Source organism: Maricaulis alexandrii, assembly GCF_005871165.1.
GTDB lineage: Bacteria > Pseudomonadota > Alphaproteobacteria > Caulobacterales > Maricaulaceae > Maricaulis > Maricaulis alexandrii.
Genome location: NZ_SWKP01000010.1, coordinates 32,351 through 48,487, shown reverse-complemented (window position 1 = coordinate 48,487; position 16,137 = coordinate 32,351). Strand labels below are relative to the sequence as shown.

Below are 16,137 nucleotides of genomic sequence, written 5' to 3'. Positions count from 1 at the left end.
GTGCATTTGTCCCCCGCCAATCCCATCCGCCCTCTCGCCCCGGCCGTGTCCGCGCACTAGTCTTGCCGTATGCCCGACACGCAGTCGCTTTCGCCCTTGCCGGCCCGTTTCGCCGACTGGTTCGCCAGCCGGGGCTGGTCGGTACGCCCGCACCAGGTCGAGATGATCGAGGCGGCGCGGGCGGGCGAGGATGCCCTCCTGATCGCGCCCACGGGGGGCGGCAAGACGCTGGGCGGTTTCCTTCCCAGCCTGATCGAGCTGTCGGACCGTGTGGGGGATCGGCCAAGCCGGGACCGGCCGCACGCCCTGCACACACTCTACATTTCCCCGCTCAAGGCCCTGTCGGTCGACGTCGCGCGGAACCTGATGGCACCGGTCAGCGAAATGGGACTGGACCTGCGCATCGAGACCCGGACCGGGGATACGTCCCCGTCCAAGCGCCAACGCCAGCGGGCGCATCCGCCGGACATTCTCCTGACCACGCCGGAACAGCTCGCGCTGTTCTGTGCCACGGCCAATGCCGAGGCCTTCTTCCGGGATCTGCGCCGCATCGTGATTGATGAAATCCACGCCATCGCACCGCAGAAGCGCGGCGACCTCTTGGCGCTGGGCCTGGCCGCCATTGCCCGCTGGGCGCCGGACGCCCGCCGCGCGGGCCTGTCCGCAACCGTCGCGGATGAAGGCGGACTGGCCCGCTGGCTGACGGCACAGCCGGCCGATGGCGAACCGCATTTCGCCCGCATTGTCCGCGGTGCCGCCGGGGCCCGGCCGCAGGTGGATATCCTGGATCCGGAGACCCGCATTCCCTGGGCCGGACATTCCGGACGGCATGCGCTGGCGGACGTCTATGCGCGTATCAAGGCGTCGAAAATGGCGCTGGTCTTCGTCAATACACGCTCCCAGGCCGAACTGACTTTCCAGGAACTCTGGAATATCAATGACGAGAACCTGCCGATCGCCCTGCACCATGGCTCACTGGCCCCGGAACAGCGGCGGAAGGTGGAAGCCGCGATGGCGGCGGGCAAGCTCAAGGCGGTGGTGTGTACCTCTACGCTCGACCTCGGCATCGACTGGGGCGATGTCGATCTCGTCGTCCAGATGGGCGCGCCGAAGGGTTCCTCGCGACTGATCCAGCGGTTGGGCCGATCCAATCACCAGCTCGACAACCCCTCCCGTGCCCTGCTCGCGCCGACCAACCGGTTCGAGCATCTGGAATGCCAGGCGGCCCGGGATGCCGTGGCCGACAATGCCTTGGATGGTGAGCCGCTCAAGGCCGGTGCCCTGGACGTGCTGGCCCAGCACATCATGGGGCGCGGCTGCGGCGAGGGATTTGAGGCAGACGCCTTGTTCACCGAGATCCGCAGTGCCGCCCCCTACGCCGCGCTGGACCGTGCGACCTTCGACAAGGTGCTCGATTTCACGGCGACCGGCGGCTATGCGCTGCAGACCTATGACCGGTTCCGCCGCCTGATCAAACGCCGGGACGGGCTCTGGGTGGCGCGCACCCCGCAGATCGCCCAGCGTCACCGGCTCAATGTCGGCACGATCGTGGAATCGCCCATGCTGGATGTGGTCGTGTCCTCGCGCGGTCGCGGCGGCCACCGGCTCGGCCAGATCGAGGAATGGTTCGTCGACCAGCTGGTGCCGGGCGACACATTCCTGTTCGCCGGACAGGTCCTGCGCTTTGAGGGGATCGAGGAGATGGCCGTCCGCGTGACCCGCTCCTCCGACACCGAGCCGCGCATTCCCACCTATAATGGCGGCAAGTTTCCGCTCTCCACCTATCTGGCGGCCCGGGTCCGCGATCTGGTCCAGTCGCCGGACAGCTGGCACCAGCTGCCCGGCCAGGTTCGTGACTGGCTGGAACTCCAGCAGAAACGCTCCCGCCTGCCGCGCTCGGACGGATTGCTGGTCGAGACCTTTCCGCGTTCGGCGCGTTTCTATCTCGTCTGCTACCCGTTCGAGGGTCGGCTGGCACACCAGACGCTGGGCATGCTGCTCACCCGGCGTCTGGAGCGCATGCGCATGCGGCCCATGGGTTTTGTTGCCAATGAGTATGCGCTGTCGGTCTGGGGGCTGCGCGATTTGTCGGGTGTGGATTTCGACGCCCTGTTCGACGAGGACATGATGGGCGATGATCTCGATGCCTGGCTGGCGGAGAGCCAGCTCATGATGCGGACCTTCCGCAATTGCGCCGTCATTGCCGGCCTGATCGAGCGCCGTTTTCCCGGTCAGGAGAAGACCGGCCGCCAGGTCACCATGTCGACCGACCTGATCTACAATGTCCTGCGCGAGCACGAGCCGGACCATGTCCTGCTCAAGGCCGCCTGGGCGGATGCCGGCAGCGGCCTGCTGGACATTCACCGGCTCGGCGACGCCCTGGCCCGGATCAGGGGCCAGATCGAGCATATTGACCTCGACCGCATCTCCCCGCTCGCCGTGCCCGTCATGCTGGAGATCGGCAAGGAACCCGTCTATGGCGAAGGCCATGAGAGCATCCTGGAGGATGTGTCCTCGGAGGATCTGATCGCGGAGGCCATGCGGCTTGACTGACACCTGGCCCACCCGGACGGAATGCCGTTTCCGCGTGCTCGACACGCCGGTCCTGGCCGAGCCCGACGGGGTGCTGGTCGTACCGGAGGCGGGGCTGCTCGTGGTGTCGGACCTGCATTTTGAGAAGGGGTCCTCCTTTGCCGCCAAGGGCCAGATGCTGCCGCCCTATGACACGCGCACCACGCTGCGCCGCCTGGGCGAGGCGATCGACCGGCACGCACCGCAGACCGTGATGGCGCTGGGGGACAGTTTCCATGATCTGCGCGCGGATCAGCGCATGCATGGCGCGGATGCCGACAGGCTGGCCGATCTGGTCCGCCGTGCGGAGCGCTGGATCTGGATCGAGGGCAATCATGATCCGGCCCCGCCGCCGCAATTCGGAGGCGAAGTTCGGCACGAGATCGAACTGGCCGGTCTGGTCTTCCGGCATGAACCCACCGAGGGCCCTGCGCCGGGCGAAGTGGCCGGCCATCTCCACCCCTGTGCCAAGGTGCGTCGCAAGGGGCGCAGCGTGCGCAATCGCTGCTTCGCCACGGACGGTTCGCGTCTCGTCCTGCCCGCCTTCGGGGCGTTCACGGGCGGTCTGAATGTGCGCGACGAGGCATTTGTGCGCTGTTTCGGTCGCACGCCCGACGCCCTGGTCATGGGGCGGGATCGGGTCTGGCCGGTGGCCTCCGCCACCTGCGTGCCCGATCGCTACTAGGCGAAGAGCAGCGCCAGGCAGACCAGTCCGGCCAGAATGGCTCCGAGGCTGAGGATCAGGCGCAATTGACCGTACCAGGCCGGCAAGTCCCCGACCCGCAGGGCGTGACGGTCCCAGGCCAGCTGGGCGATCAGACCGGCGATGATCAGGGCAATCCCGCTGACTGGACCGAAGGCCCAATGCGCGAGGATTGCCGCGAGGCCGAAACAGGTCGGCAGCAGGGAAAGCACCCAGGGGCCTGCCGTGTCCGGCCGGTCCGAGGCCAGGGCCCGGCCCCAACGTACCCCGCCCAGGAAGGACAGGATCAGCGCGCCATACAGGGTGTAAAGGGCCAGCTCCGGTGCCGGGCTGCGGCCGGTCAGGCTCGCCTGCACGGTCAGGGCCACGGGCGCCCAGAAGGGAATCCAGCCGGCCAGTCCGCCCAGAAGGGCGCGGGTCGGGATGCGGTTCGTTTCGCTCATGAGCTCGGACATAGGCCGGGGCCCGGGAAAGAAAAGCCGTGATGCGGCGCTAGCCACCGGGGCGTGGATTGCGGGCAATCAGCCCCCATTTGTCGGGATCGGTCTCTTGCGGCCGGGCCTTCAATTGCACCAGGAGTTTGCGGGTTTCCTCCGGCGTGGCGCCGATCCCGTCCGCCAGGGTCTGCAGACGCCGCCAGGTGAAGCGCTTGTCCTCCAGCATTTCCATCAGCCGCGTCTTGCGGCTGCGGTCCAGCGATCCGGACCCGATTTCCCGCCACCAGCTCAGCGCGCTGTCGGAGATATCCTTGATGAAACCCATGCGGGCATTTTAGCGCCAAATCAGCGGCGGTTGAAGAGCACGTCCGCGATATAGCCGGCGAGCACGGCGAGCATCACGCAGACCAGGCCGTAGAGCCAGGGCAGGGTCTGGGCGAAATCGAAGATGAAGCGCTCCAGGCCAGCCTTCTCAACGCGCAGGGCAGCGGACCGGCTGGCCACGACGCGTCCGGCCCGGAACAGGTAGACGTCCGCGACATAATCCCCGACCGGGGTCAGGGGGGGCAGCGAGATTGTGGCCCGGAACAGGCCGCCATCGAGCACTTCCACACCCCGTTGCGCCTCGGCATAGAGCGCCTGGCGCTCGCCGGCCCGGGCAATCGCCTGGAGATAGGGCAGGATGTCCGGATCCGCTGGTGCGGGCGGGGCGGCTGTCTCGAAGCCCGGCGTTTCGTCCGGAGCCGTTGATGTCAGCGGCATGTTGACCGGCTGGCGGGCGAACAGGGAGGGCAGGCCGATTCGGCTTTCCGCCAGCTCGTCATCGGAGGCGATATTCTCCAGCGGCAGCGAGGTGGCGATCGCGTAGTAGGACGGCACATCGGCGAAGACGAGCGGATCGGAGTTCACCCAGATTCCGAAATTGCGCTCCTTGCGCATGACGCGCAGATCATATTCCGGCCCGCGCAGGACGACGACGATCTCGTCCTGGATCGTCAGGCCGCGCGTGGCGCCGTAGAGCACCAGTTCCTGGCCGACGAAATCCTCGCGGATCTCCACGGTTTCATGCGTCAGGGCCGCCACGATGCTGGGGGCCTCGGTCTGGATGATGGTCTGCTGTCCCTGCAGGGACAGGGCGAGGAGAAGGGCGCCGAGCATCAGGGGCCTCCCTGCGGTTCAACCGGCGTCACGACAAAAAGGTCGGACGGGGTCACGACGAGATCGAGGCCGATCTTGAAGCAGACGGCCAGCACCATGAAGGCGAGCAGGGCCCGCAATTCCTCGGCCTTGATATGGCGGCCGGCCCGGGCGCCGAACTGGGCGCCGACGACACCGCCAGTGATGAGCAGCATGGCCAGGACAATGTCCACGGTCTGGTTCTGGCCGGCCTGCAGCACGGTGGTCAGGGCGGTCACGAACAGGATCTGGAACAGCGAGGTGCCGACGACGACATTGGTCGGCATGCGCAGGATGTAGATCATCGCCGGAACCATGACGAAGCCGCCACCCACGCCCATGATCGCGGCCAGGACACCGACCAGGAAACCGATCGCGATGGGCGGGAAGATCGAGATGTAGAGCCCCGAGCTTGGGAAGCGCATCTTCACCGGCAATTGCTCGACCCAGCTTCGCCGGCGGCGGCGTGGCGCCGTGGCCGGCTGGCCGCTGCGGGCGCGCAGTATGCTGCGCACGCTTTCCAGGAACATCAGTCCGCCAATCACGCCAAGAAAGCCGACATAGGACAGGCTGATGAAGAGGTCGATCTGGCCCAGGCTGCGCAGGTAGGCGAAGAGCTGTACCCCGAAGAAGGAGCCGACCACACCGCCGCTGAGCAGCAGGCCGCCCATCTTCACGTCCAGCGTCTTGCGCTTCCAGTGGGCCAGGGCTCCGGAGAAGGAGGAGGCGACGATCTGGGGGGCCTGTGTCGACACGGCGACGGTCGGCGGGATGCCGATGAACATCAGTATCGGCGTCATCAGGAAACCGCCCCCGACACCGAACAGGCCCGACAGGAATCCGATCCCGCCGCCCAGTCCGAGCAATAGGAAGATGTTGACCGAGATTTCCGCGATGGGGAGGTAGATCTGCACCGGCCGACTAGCCCGCCGCGGCACGTTCGAGGCGCTCGATCAGAACGCTGTCGACATGTCCGGTGCGGGGCAGGCCCAGATCGGCCTCGAACTGCATGATGGCCTCACGCGTCCGCGTGCCCATTTCGCCATCGATCGGGCCGGGCGAATAGCCCAGCACGGACAGGAAGCCCTGGGCCCGGCGGACGGCGGCGATATCGGTCGTGGCAGTCCGCTCCCAGGGCAGGTCCTGGTAGATGCCATTGGCCTCGGCGTCGATCGGACGCGGCGTGAAGCCGGCGGCCGTGGAACGGGCCGCATTCAGCGCTTCCGGCTCCATCGCCCCTTCCAGGGCGAGGGCGCGTTCGCGGGCGGTCGGGTCATCGGCGCCATTGGCGGCAATCGAGAACCAGGCATAGGCGTCGGGCAGGCTCTGCGGCACACCGTCTCCGGTCTCGTAGAGCAGGGCCAGATTGAACTGACTGTCGCGCAAGCCGAGCAAGGCGGCCTCCTGGAACCAGCGGGCCGCGGTCTCCATGTTCTCCGCAGTCCCGGTTCCATAATAATACATCACGCCCAGATTGTGCATGGCGCGGCGATGGCCGGCATTGGCGGCGCGTTCGGTCCAGCGGCGTGCGGCTTCCAGGTCCTGAGGCACGCCTTCACCGGTTTCCAGCAGTTTGGCATAGCGGTACTGGGCCGCCGGAACGCCCTGTTCGGCGGCGCGGCGCAGCAGGATGGCGGCGCTGTCCGGATTGCCGTTTTCCAGCGTTTGCATGCCCAGCTGATAGCGGGCCACCGGATTTCCGTCCGAGGCGGCGCTGGCCAGCGTCAGGCCGGACCGGGCCGAAGCGGCGGCCGAAGCGCTGGACGGTGCGGGGGCGGGTGCCGGGGTCACAGGCTCGGTATTGGCCGGCAGCATGCTGCCGGAGGCGTCGGCCATCACATTGGACGGGGCCGAGGTTTGTGGCGCTGCGGCGGTGGATGTTTCGGCGGCAGGAACAGTCGTGGTGTCAGCCGGCTCGGCGGACGCGGTGTCAGCCGGCGTTTCGGAGCCGGTTTCGGCCATGGGCTCGGCAGCGCCGGCCGGCGAGGCTTCAACCGGCGCGGCGGCCGGGCTTTCCGACAGGCCGGCTTCAACCTGGGCGATGAAGTCACGTTCGGCCTGGGCTTCCACGGCGATGCGTTCGGCATCGCCTCTCCAGGCTTCCCAGACCAGCAGGGCGCCGGCGCCGGACAGCATGGCCAGCGCAAAGACGGGCAGGGCGTAGAGCAGGGAGCGGCCCAGACGTGACGGTTTCGCCGGCTTGCCCTTGCTGTGCGAGCCACCGGTCTGGCGGGTGCGCTCACGGGCGGCGGCCAGGAAATCGGAATCGGCCGTGGCGCCCATCCGGCCGGATGGAGTCTGCGGGCGGGTATCACGGGCCTGCGGGGCGGGAGCCGGCGTGTCATGGACCGGACCCGGCTGCAGCACCATGGTGGCCGAGGCTGCAGGAGCCTGGGCGGCGGCTTGCGGCGCGGCCGGATGCGGGGCCGGTTTTTCGGCGGCGACCGGCGTTTCCGCGCGGGATTTGCTGCTCGGGGCCGGGGCGGCCTCGGCCAGGAAAGGATCATCGTCGTCATCATCCGCGCCCAAGGGCGTTTCCGCCTGGGGCGGCGGCGACAGGGGCGTGTCGAAGTCGATATCTTCTTCCGGCTCGAGCTCGGCGTCCGGCTCGTGGGCTTTTTCCGGTTCGGGCGGGGTGTCCGCAGGAGCGGGGGCCTGGCGGGCCTCGATCGCCTCCAGACGGTCGGCCAGGGCCGACATGGCGCGCTGTACCGGAGACAGGGCTTCCTCGGTCTCGCCGCGCACGGAGGACAGGCGCTCCTGGACACCGCCCAAGGCCTCCTCGATCCGCTTGGCGGTGCGTTCTTCGGATTGGCGCAGCCGGTCTTCCAGGTCTTCTTCACTGGTACGGCGGGACTCGATCTTGTCGAGCATTTGCGCCATCCGGTCGGTCGCAGTCTCCACGACCTGGCTGGCATGGGTTTCGGATAGGTCGATCCGGTCGGCGAGGGAACGGCCCAGGCGCGTGACATCCTCTCCCATGCGGCGGATGGCATCGCGGTTTTCGGCGCGGACCTCATCCAGGCGACGGTCCAGCTTGCTCTCGTTCTGGGCTTCGCGCAGCGCATCACTGGAGCGGCGTTCGCTCTCGGTCAGGCGGCGGTCGATGGCACCGGCCAGCTTGGTGATCTCCTGGCCCAGCCGGGACATGCTGTCGCCCTGGCGGCGCTCGGCCTCGTCCATCCGGGACAGGGCCCGGGTCAGCGCATCCTCGAGCCGGTCGATGCGCGGCTCCGCCGTGGCGCTGCTCATCGCGTTGGCCATCTGGCTGCGCGTATCGGCGATGACGCGGGCCACATCCTCGGAGAGACGCTCGAAGCGGCGTTCCAGTTCAACCGTGTCGCTGGAATTGCGGGCTTCCAGATGGCGCAGCCGGTCATCGAGCCGGGAGACCGAGCCTTCCAGGGCGCGGGCGGCGTCATTGGTGACGCGCTCGGCACCCTCCACCCGGGCCTTCAGGGCTTCGGTGGTCGCGTTCAGCTGGCCCAGCGTGTCGGTGGTGCGGTCCTGGCGCTTGCGCTCCAGCTCGGCATAGTCGTCCGCGCGGGCTTCCAGCCGGGCCAGACGGGCTTCCAGTGACTCCGAGACGGAGCGGGAATCCTCGTCCACCTCGTGCAGGCGGGCCGCGGTCTCGTTCTCGTGTTCGTAAAGCCGTCGGGCCAGCTTCATGATCGTGGTTTCGAAGGCGGCCTTGTCTTCCGGCGAGGAGGAGGCCGGTCCGGCCGCCTCGATCCGGCGCAGCCGGTCGGCCAGGTCTTCATGGGATTTGCGGACCCGGTCGAGCGAGGACTGGGTGGCCTGCAATTCCGAGTTCTGGCGTTCACTGGAGCGCGAGATCTTGTCAGCGAGCTGGCTGATTGCCTTGTCGAGGCCCGACAGGGTGCGGGCCGAGCGTTGTTCGGTGTTTTCGACGCGCTCGGTGAGGCGGTTGACCATGGCCCGCAGGAGCCGGTCGTCTTCCTCGTTGAGCGGGGAGCTGCCGCCAAAACCCGGGAAGGATTCCAGGGCATCATCCCACTCGGCCTTGGCGGGATCGGAGTCTTCCAGGATGACGCGATTGATCCATTCGCCCAGAGTCACGCCTTCCCGGCGCGCTGCTGTTTTAGCCCGCGCCCGGGCGCGGGGATCAATCCCTTTCACGCTCCATGGCCCACTGGACGACATATCCGAATCGCTCGCTCGACTTAACCGCTCAACGCTATTCTGCGGTTAATATTGTGTAAACCAAGCGCGCGGGCCCAAGATGTAGTGTTTCCACACCGAATCACAGCCTAGGCGTTGCGCACGAATTTCCTGAGTCAACACAAGGCTCTGACTCGGTTAATGCCGGCTTAAATCTGTGGACAAACGCGGTTAATCCGCTGCAGCCGGCCCGAAGTAATCCGGGGCAAGCGCCTGCAATCTTTCGATCATTGCCGAGGCTTCGCCCAAGGGGGGTAAACGGTGTGCGTCCGGCAACCCGCGGGCGATCTCGAACAGCATCCAGGCCGCTTCGATATCGTCCTGTGCTGCGGCATAGCGCCCGGCATGCCAGTAGGTGAGCGGGGCGTAGGGATCATTCTCGGCACTGGCCGCGAAATAGGTCATCGGGGACAGGTCCGGCAGGCTGTCGGGCTCGGCGGCCTGCTGGGCGGCAATTGACTGGGCGGCCAGCATGTTCACGGCGGCGCCGGCAAATCCGGTCCGGTGGGTCTGGCTGCGCAGATAGGACAGCGCATCGAGCCGGGCCGACTGCATGTTGGAGAGCGCATTCATCAGGCTCTCGAAATCCGCATTGCCCAGGCCGGCGGCCGTGACCTGGCTCATCCGGTTGCAGGCGGGCGTGTCGGATCCGGGACGGCAGGGGCCGGCATGCTGGGCGATCTGGTAAAGCGCCAGATAGGCGCCGGCATAGTCGGCCCGTCTCTGGGCGGCTTCGGACGCAGCGACCAGGGTGGCATCCGTCGTGGCGGCAGCGACCGGTGCCTGCAGCGCCCCGAAGCCGGCGGTCAGCAGGCGGGTGATATCCGGATCGGTGACCTCATAGGCGTCGGCGGGGGCTGGCGGGATGTTTTCCGGCCAGGGAAAGGCGCCTTCGCCCGGATTGAGGCTCAACTGGGTCCAGGTCTCGCGCCGGCCATCGGGGCTGGACGGGCTGAAAACCAGGAAGGTGAAGCGTGTCGGGATGCCGCCTTCGCCGGGCACGGCGGTCAGCGCATCGGGATGAATCGGCAGCGCATGGCGCATCCAGGCGCGGAACAGGGCGGCCGCCCCGGCGGTGCCGTCTTCGCCCGGATCAAAGCCGAAAACCTCGCTGCCCATCTCGGAGCGGCGCAGGGCGATATGCCCGTCCTCGTTCTCGCTTTGCAGCAGGTCGACTTCGGACAGGCGCACGCCCATGGCGGCCTCGATCCAGAAGCGCTCGAACTGGCTGCCGCCGGGGCCGGTGACTTCGTCCAGCTCCCCGCCCTGGGTGAAATAGGTGAATGTGCTGACCTGGCGGTGGACATGGGCCACGATGGGTTCATTGCGCACGGCCGGGCCGTCCAGCAGGGCGATGCGGGTCAGGATGCGGTTCAGGGCGAAATCGAACACGGTGCGACCGTCACTGGCCGGTTCCGCAACATAGCCGTCGCCGATCACGATCTCGCGCTGTTCCGTGCCCAGCGTCCTGCCGTCCAGGGCGGTGGTCTCGATTTGCCAGCGGGTGCGCAGCACGTCGTCACTGCGTTCGCCGCGCCGTTCCAGATAGTGCGCCCGGTCCAGCCAGGCCCCCGCCGGACTGTCCGGCGTCGCGGCCGGGGCGGTGTCGTTTGCATTGTCCTCCGTCTCGTCAGTCTCTTCCTCGGCTTGCGGGGCCAGGATGGAGAAGCCCGGATCGGGATCCTGGGCCTGAGTGGCCGGCGTCAGGGCGAGCAGGATCAGGGCCAGCGCAGACAGGCCGGCAGAACGGGCGGGGAACGGGACGAATTCAGACATGCGGCCAGCTTGCCGTGGCGGCTGCGGCATTGAAAGGGGAAAGGCCGATGGCCACTGAAAATCCCTGCTTGCCGCATCTTTGACGTTGACGTTCGCGTAAGTGTGTGAACACAGTTCACTTATGATCAAGCCGGTTGCTCCCGATTCCGAATTCACCATCCGCGAGCTCGCCCAGGAGTTCGATGTGACGCCGCGCACGCTGCGCTTCTATGAGCAAAAAGGCATGATCACGCCGACCCGCCGGGGCGCGGCGCGGATCTATTCCGCCGCCGACCGGGCCCGGATCGAACTGATCCTGCGCGGAAAGCGCGTCGGCTTCGCGCTCGACGAAATCAAGGAAATCCTCGATCTGGAAGCGATCGACCGCGGCGGCCGCGAGCGGCTGGAACCGGCGATCGAGCGCTTCACCGCGCGCATCATCGTGCTGGAACAGCAGCGCGAGGATGTCGAGCGCGCCATTGCCGAGCTGCAGGCCGGTCTCGCCTGGATGCGCGAGCGCCTGGAAGACCGTACCCCGTCCGATGATGTCCGCCGCCGCGCCCGCGCGTTCGAAGCGCTGGCCCAGGCCCGTCTCGATCCCTGGTCCGGTGCGCCCAGCACCGGCTGAACCCGACCTAGCAACCCCGACCGAACCACACCGCCTATTCCGGAGAAACCCAGATGACCGCCTCGTATCGCGCCCCGGTTCGTGACCAGCGCTTTGTGCTGCACGACGTGCTCAACATCACCCAGTATTCCAATCTGCCCGGCTTCGCCGATGCCGATGCGGACACGATTGACGCCATCCTCGAGGAAGGCGCCAAATTCTGCGAAGGCGTGCTCGCCCCGCTTTCCAAGGTCGGCGATGTGGAGGGCTGCACCCGGGACGAGGACGGCAATGTGAAGACCCCGACGGGCTTCAAGGATGCCTTCCACCAGATGTCCGAAGGCGGCTGGACGGCACTGTCCTCCGACCCGACCTATGGCGGTCAGGGCCTGCCGCACGTGCTGAACCTGGCCTTCAATGAAATGGTGTCGGCCTCGAACATGGCCTTCGGCATGTATCCGGGCCTGACGCTCGGCGCCGCGGCGGCCCTTCACACGGGCGGTTCGGACGAGCAAAAAGAGCTTTACCTGCCCAAGATGATCTCCTGCCAGTGGGGCGGGACGATGAATCTGACCGAGCCGCATTGCGGTACCGATCTGGGCCTCTTGCGCACCAAGGCCGTGCCGCAGGCGGACGGGTCCTACAAGATCACCGGCCAGAAGATCTGGATCTCCTCCGGCGAACACGACATGGCGGAGAATATCGTCCACCTCGTCCTGGCCCGCATCGAAGGTGCCCCGGAAGGCGTGAAGGGCATCTCCCTCTTCGTCGTGCCCAAATTCATTCCCGATGCCGACGGCAATCCGGGCGAGCGCAACTCGCTCAAGTGCGGCGGCCTGGAACACAAGATGGGTATCCACGGCAATGCCACTTGCGTGATGGATTATGACGAGGCCACCGGCTGGCTCGTCGGCGAGGAGAACAAGGGCCTCAAGATCATGTTCGTCATGATGAATGAAGCCCGTCTCGGTGTCGGCCTGCAGGGCTATGCCCTCGCTGACGCCGCCTATCAGCAATCCCTGGCCTTCGCGAAAGACCGTCTCCAGGGCCGCTCCCTGACCGGTCCGAAGAACCAGGACGGCCCGGCCGATCCGATCATCGTGCACCCGGATGTCCGGCGCATGCTGATGGACCAGAAATCCTTCGTCGAAGCGGCCCGCTGCTTTGCCCTTTGGACCGCGCTGCACGGCGATCTGGAAGAGAAGTCCGACGATCCGGCCCAGCGCGAGAAGGGCGGCGACTACATGGCGCTGCTGACCCCGATCGTGAAGTCCTACCTGACCGGCAAGGGCTATGACATGGTCTCCAACGGCCTGCAGGTGCATGGCGGTTCCGGCTTCACCGAGGAGTGGGGTGCGTCCCAGCTCCTGCGCGATGCCCGCATCACCCTGATCTATGAAGGCACGAACGGTGTGCAGGCGCTCGACCTGGTCGGCCGCAAGCTGGCCATGAATGGCATGCGCCCGATCACCACCTTCTTTGCCGAGCTGGACGCCTTTGTCGCCGAGGGCGGCAATGACGAGACCCAGCCCTTCATCAAGGCCGTCGCCGACACCAAGGCCAAGCTGAAGCAGGCGACCGACTGGCTGATGAACAATGCGCTGAACAATTTCGACCATGCCGGCGCGGGCAGCCACGACTATCTCAACCTCTTCGGCCTGACCTGCCTGACCTATATGTGGGCCAAGATGGCCAAGGTCGCCTCGGCCAAGATCGCCGAGGGCGAGACCGATCCGGTCTACGCCACCAAGCTCAAGACCGGCCGCTATTTCCTGGACCGCTGGGTCCCGGAAGCCGGCATGCACCTGGCCAAGGTCGAGGCCGGTGCCGACAGCATGATGGCCCTCGAAGAAGAGGCCTTCTAAAGCCGATCAGGACAGGGCGGGACCGGGCCGGAGAAGAGCTCGGCCCGCCCTTTCTCTTACGGTCGATATCGTCAAGGACAGTCAAATCCTGGGGAGGATGATTGATGTTTCAGGACCCGCTCAACGTACCAAAGCCCGCCTTTCTCGAACGCGAGGATGTGCGGATGTTCGAGGACAGTGTCCGCGCCTTCATGGCGAAGGAATGCGTGCCCAACGCGGAAAAATGGGAAGAGAACGGCATGGTCGACCGCGAGGTCTGGACCAAGGCCGGTGAGGCCGGGATCCTGTGTCCCTCCGTGCCCGAGGAATATGGCGGCGCCGGCGGCGATTGGGGCCATGAATACGTCTTCCACACCGCGGGAGCCGAGATTGGCGCGGCGGGCTGGGGCGTCGGCCTGCACAATTCCATCATCGCCCCCTACGTCACCCATTACGGCTCCGAGGAGCAGAAAAAGTCGATCCTGCCACGGATGATCTCCGGCGAGCTGATCGGTGCCATCGCGATGAGCGAGCCGGGCACCGGCTCCGACCTGCAGGCCGTGAAGACGACCGCCGTCAAGGACGGCAATGGCTATCGCATCAATGGCCAGAAGACCTTCATCACCAATGGCGGTTCCGCCAATTTCGTGATCGTGGTCGCCAAGACCGACCCGACCAAGGGGTTCGACGGCGTCTCCCTTTTCCTGGTCGAGACGGAAAAAGTGGAAGGCTTCAAGCGCGGCCGCCTCCTGGACAAGGTCGGCATGAAGGCCCAAGACACGGCCGAGCTCTTCTTCGAGGACATGTGGGTGCCCGCCGATGCGCTGCTCGGCGCGGAAGAGGGCCAGGGCTTCATCCAGCTGATGCAGCAATTGCCCCAGGAACGCCTGCAGATCGCCGTCCAGGGCGTCGGCGCCATGAAGCGCGCCCTGTTCGAGACGGTGAAATACGTCAAGGAACGCGAAGCTTTCGGCCGTCCGGTCATGAAGTTCCAGAACACCCAGTTCAAACTGGCCGAGTGCAAGACCAAGGCGACCATGGCGGAAGTCTTCGTCCACCACTGCTCCGAACGCCTGATGAAGGGCGAGCTCGATCCGGCCACAGCCTCGATGGCGAAATACTGGGTCTCCGAAGCCCAGAATGAAGTGATCGATGAATGCGTGCAGCTGCACGGCGGCTATGGTTACATGCGCGAATATCCGATCGCGAAAATGTGGACCGACAGCCGCGTCCAGCGGATCTATGGCGGGACCAACGAGATCATGAAACTCCTGATCGCAAGGACGCTTTGACCATGCTGACCCTCATCGCCTCATCCCTCCTGCTCACCCAGTGCATCGGCTATGGCGCCGACGGCACGCTGGAAGAGCAGTTCGACCAGTGCCTGGCCGGGGAATGGGGCGAGGAGGGTTGTGCCTCCGGCCGCACGATCCAACATTCCGGCTATGAGAATGCCGAGGGTGAGGCCTGCACGATCGACTATGCCATCCGCGATCCGCATACGGGCGGGTTCCGGATCGGCTCGCTCTGCGGCGAGACCGAAGCGGGCGAGCGCGGCGATATCGCCGTCTGGATCGTCGAGGACGGCCAGCTGAAACTCGGCGACACCGTCGCCGGCTTCGAAACCGTGGCCTGGCGCTGCGAGGTCCCGGAGGACTGATGTACATACCCCCCGCCTTCCGCATGGATGATGAAAGCGAAATGCGCTCGCTGATGCGCACCTATGATTTCGCGCTCATGCTGGTGCCGGGTGCGCCGGATCTGGCGGCCACGCACATCCCGCTCAAACTGGCGGATGAGCGCCAGGTCCTGATCGGGCATGTCGCCATGGCCAATCCGATGGCCGAGGCGATCCAGGCCGGCAAGGAAGCCATCGCGGTCTTCTCCGGCCCGCACGCCTATGTCTCGCCGACCTGGTATGAAGACCCGGCCAAGAATGTCCCGACCTGGAATTATGTCGCCGTGCATGCCTTCGGCGTGCTGGTGCCGCTGGAAGGCAGCGAGGCCGAGCGTGCCCTGTCCTCCCAGATCGCCGATTTCGAGGCGGAATGGCGCATCACCGATATCGAGCTGAAGCGCCGCGCCAAGCTGGAATCCGCCATCCAGTGTTTCGAATTCGAGATCCATCGCCTCGAAGGCAAGGCCAAGCTCTCCCAGAACAAGTCCATCGAGGAACGCCTGCGCATCGCCCACGCCCTCAACGAACGCGGCGAACACGCCGTCGCCTTCCACATGGTGGAAGACCAGGAGGAGGAAGGCTGATGGAGACGCAGCAGCCATTTTCCTCCCCATTCCATGGGGAGGTGGATCGCCCGGAGGGCGAGACGGAGGGGATTGTTTTCTGCCCCCGCTTGCGGGGGAAGTGGTTGAGCGTCAGCGAAACCGAAGGGGGCCGTCGGCGGGCCCGCCGACGGTCGGTAAAGCTGCGCCAATCGCTTACAAATGCCGAGATGATCCTGTGGTCGCGATTGCGGAAACGGCAGATGCAGGGGCAGCATTTTCGACGCCAGCATCCGGTCGGCCCCTTCATCGCCGATTTCGCGTGTGTCGCCCTCAAACTCATCATCGAAGTCGACGGCGATACGCACGGTAGCGAGGCCGAGCGCGCCTATGACGCCCGTCGGACGGCGTATCTCGAACAGCGCGGATGGACGGTCATTCGCTGCTTCAATGTGGACGTCTACACGAACCTGGACGGCGTCCTCACCCGGATAGGAGATGTCGTGCACGAATTGTGTCAGCACTCAATGACTGACACGTCGCTGCGCGACGCCCCCTTCGACCCGCCTTCGCCTTCGCGCAGGCGGGCCGCTTCCCCCGCAAGCGGGGGCAGAAAGTCTTAGTCGATAAAGGAAACCAGCC

14 protein-coding genes are annotated in these 16,137 nt (G+C 66.1%); 8 read left to right on the top strand and 6 right to left on the bottom strand.

What is annotated here, in order from left to right; translation table 11 throughout:
• Window positions 1-69: 69 nt before the first annotated feature.
• Together FCS99_RS14580 and pdeM are read left to right on the top strand one after the other, a co-directional pair.
• Window positions 70-2,553, top strand: a complete 2,484-nt coding sequence (locus FCS99_RS14580) for a ligase-associated DNA damage response DEXH box helicase (RefSeq protein ID WP_138513862.1) — start codon at window positions 70-72, stop codon at window positions 2,551-2,553.
• The gene (gene pdeM / locus FCS99_RS14575) at window positions 2,546-3,256 is read left to right on the top strand and encodes a ligase-associated DNA damage response endonuclease PdeM (protein WP_138513860.1); all 711 of its coding nucleotides are present in this window, start codon (window positions 2,546-2,548) and stop codon (window positions 3,254-3,256) included. Before FCS99_RS14580 ends, pdeM begins: the two co-directional genes overlap by 8 nt.
• Here pdeM and FCS99_RS14570 read toward each other — a convergent pair.
• The 6 genes from FCS99_RS14570 to FCS99_RS14545 form a co-directional block, all read right to left on the bottom strand.
• Complete coding sequence (locus FCS99_RS14570; RefSeq protein WP_171036399.1) at window positions 3,253-3,717, bottom strand: DUF3429 domain-containing protein; 465 nt, start codon at window positions 3,715-3,717, stop codon at window positions 3,253-3,255. The two genes, pdeM and FCS99_RS14570, sit on opposite strands and share 4 nt — an antisense overlap.
• Before the next feature lie 49 nt (window positions 3,718-3,766).
• Window positions 3,767-4,036 (bottom strand): hypothetical protein, encoded by a 270-nt coding sequence (locus FCS99_RS14565; RefSeq protein ID WP_138513856.1) that lies wholly within the window; start codon window positions 4,034-4,036, stop codon window positions 3,767-3,769.
• 20 nt (window positions 4,037-4,056) lie between these two features.
• Window positions 4,057-4,869 carry a TIGR02186 family protein gene (locus FCS99_RS14560; protein WP_138513854.1) on the bottom strand — a complete coding sequence of 271 codons (813 nt, stop codon included), beginning with the start codon at window positions 4,867-4,869 and terminating at the stop codon, window positions 4,057-4,059.
• Window positions 4,869-5,801: a sulfite exporter TauE/SafE family protein gene (locus FCS99_RS14555; protein WP_138513852.1), complete on the bottom strand. Its 933-nt coding sequence runs from the start codon at window positions 5,799-5,801 to the stop codon at window positions 4,869-4,871. Before FCS99_RS14555 ends, FCS99_RS14560 begins: the two co-directional genes overlap by 1 nt.
• 7 nt (window positions 5,802-5,808) lie before the next feature.
• Complete coding sequence (locus tag FCS99_RS14550) at window positions 5,809-8,967, bottom strand: peptidoglycan-binding protein (RefSeq protein WP_138513850.1); 3,159 nt, start codon at window positions 8,965-8,967, stop codon at window positions 5,809-5,811.
• Between the two features lie 273 nt (window positions 8,968-9,240).
• Complete coding sequence (locus tag FCS99_RS14545; protein ID WP_138513848.1) at window positions 9,241-10,845, bottom strand: hypothetical protein; 1,605 nt, start codon at window positions 10,843-10,845, stop codon at window positions 9,241-9,243.
• Window positions 10,846-10,966: 121 nt separating this feature from the next.
• Between FCS99_RS14545 and FCS99_RS14540 the strand changes: the two genes are divergently transcribed.
• The 6 genes from FCS99_RS14540 to FCS99_RS14515 all read left to right on the top strand — a co-directional run bounded on the left by FCS99_RS14540 (window position 10,967) and on the right by FCS99_RS14515 (window position 16,118).
• On the top strand, window positions 10,967-11,452 hold the full coding sequence (locus FCS99_RS14540) for a MerR family transcriptional regulator (protein ID WP_138513846.1): 486 nt from the start codon (window positions 10,967-10,969) through the stop codon (window positions 11,450-11,452).
• A gap of 53 nt (window positions 11,453-11,505) precedes the next feature.
• Entirely contained in the window at window positions 11,506-13,296 is a 1,791-nt protein-coding gene (locus tag FCS99_RS14535; protein WP_138513844.1) for an acyl-CoA dehydrogenase C-terminal domain-containing protein, read from the top strand.
• Between the two features lie 104 nt (window positions 13,297-13,400).
• Complete coding sequence (locus tag FCS99_RS14530; RefSeq protein WP_138513842.1) at window positions 13,401-14,567, top strand: acyl-CoA dehydrogenase family protein; 1,167 nt, start codon at window positions 13,401-13,403, stop codon at window positions 14,565-14,567.
• Between the two features lie 2 nt (window positions 14,568-14,569).
• Window positions 14,570-14,935 carry a hypothetical protein gene (locus FCS99_RS14525; protein ID WP_138513840.1) on the top strand — a complete coding sequence of 122 codons (366 nt, stop codon included), beginning with the start codon at window positions 14,570-14,572 and terminating at the stop codon, window positions 14,933-14,935.
• A complete protein-coding gene (locus FCS99_RS14520) occupies window positions 14,935-15,537 on the top strand; it encodes an FMN-binding negative transcriptional regulator (protein ID WP_138513838.1) in 603 nt (200 codons plus the stop codon). The genes FCS99_RS14525 and FCS99_RS14520 overlap by 1 nt, the downstream gene beginning before the upstream one ends.
• On the top strand, window positions 15,537-16,118 hold the full coding sequence (locus FCS99_RS14515) for an endonuclease domain-containing protein (protein WP_138513835.1): 582 nt from the start codon (window positions 15,537-15,539) through the stop codon (window positions 16,116-16,118). Before FCS99_RS14520 ends, FCS99_RS14515 begins: the two co-directional genes overlap by 1 nt.
• The last annotated feature ends 19 nt before the right edge of the window (window positions 16,119-16,137 follow it).

What these genes read in the sequence shown, in the direction of transcription:
- FCS99_RS14580 (WP_138513862.1), top strand. Translation starts at nt 70, where the DNA reads ATGCCCGACACGCAGTCGCTTTCGCCCTTGCCGGCCCGTTTCGCCGAC.
- FCS99_RS14570 (WP_171036399.1), bottom strand. Translation starts at nt 3,717, where the DNA reads ATGAGCGAAACGAACCGCATCCCGACCCGCGCCCTTCTGGGCGGACTG.
- FCS99_RS14565 (WP_138513856.1), bottom strand. Translation starts at nt 4,036, where the DNA reads ATGGGTTTCATCAAGGATATCTCCGACAGCGCGCTGAGCTGGTGGCGG.
- FCS99_RS14560 (WP_138513854.1), bottom strand. Translation starts at nt 4,869, where the DNA reads ATGCTCGGCGCCCTTCTCCTCGCCCTGTCCCTGCAGGGACAGCAGACC.
- FCS99_RS14545 (WP_138513848.1), bottom strand. Translation starts at nt 10,845, where the DNA reads ATGTCTGAATTCGTCCCGTTCCCCGCCCGTTCTGCCGGCCTGTCTGCG.
- FCS99_RS14540 (WP_138513846.1), top strand. Translation starts at nt 10,967, where the DNA reads ATGATCAAGCCGGTTGCTCCCGATTCCGAATTCACCATCCGCGAGCTC.
- FCS99_RS14535 (WP_138513844.1), top strand. Translation starts at nt 11,506, where the DNA reads ATGACCGCCTCGTATCGCGCCCCGGTTCGTGACCAGCGCTTTGTGCTG.
- FCS99_RS14530 (WP_138513842.1), top strand. Translation starts at nt 13,401, where the DNA reads ATGTTTCAGGACCCGCTCAACGTACCAAAGCCCGCCTTTCTCGAACGC.
- FCS99_RS14525 (WP_138513840.1), top strand. Translation starts at nt 14,570, where the DNA reads ATGCTGACCCTCATCGCCTCATCCCTCCTGCTCACCCAGTGCATCGGC.
- FCS99_RS14520 (WP_138513838.1), top strand. Translation starts at nt 14,935, where the DNA reads ATGTACATACCCCCCGCCTTCCGCATGGATGATGAAAGCGAAATGCGC.
- FCS99_RS14515 (WP_138513835.1), top strand. Translation starts at nt 15,537, where the DNA reads ATGGAGACGCAGCAGCCATTTTCCTCCCCATTCCATGGGGAGGTGGAT.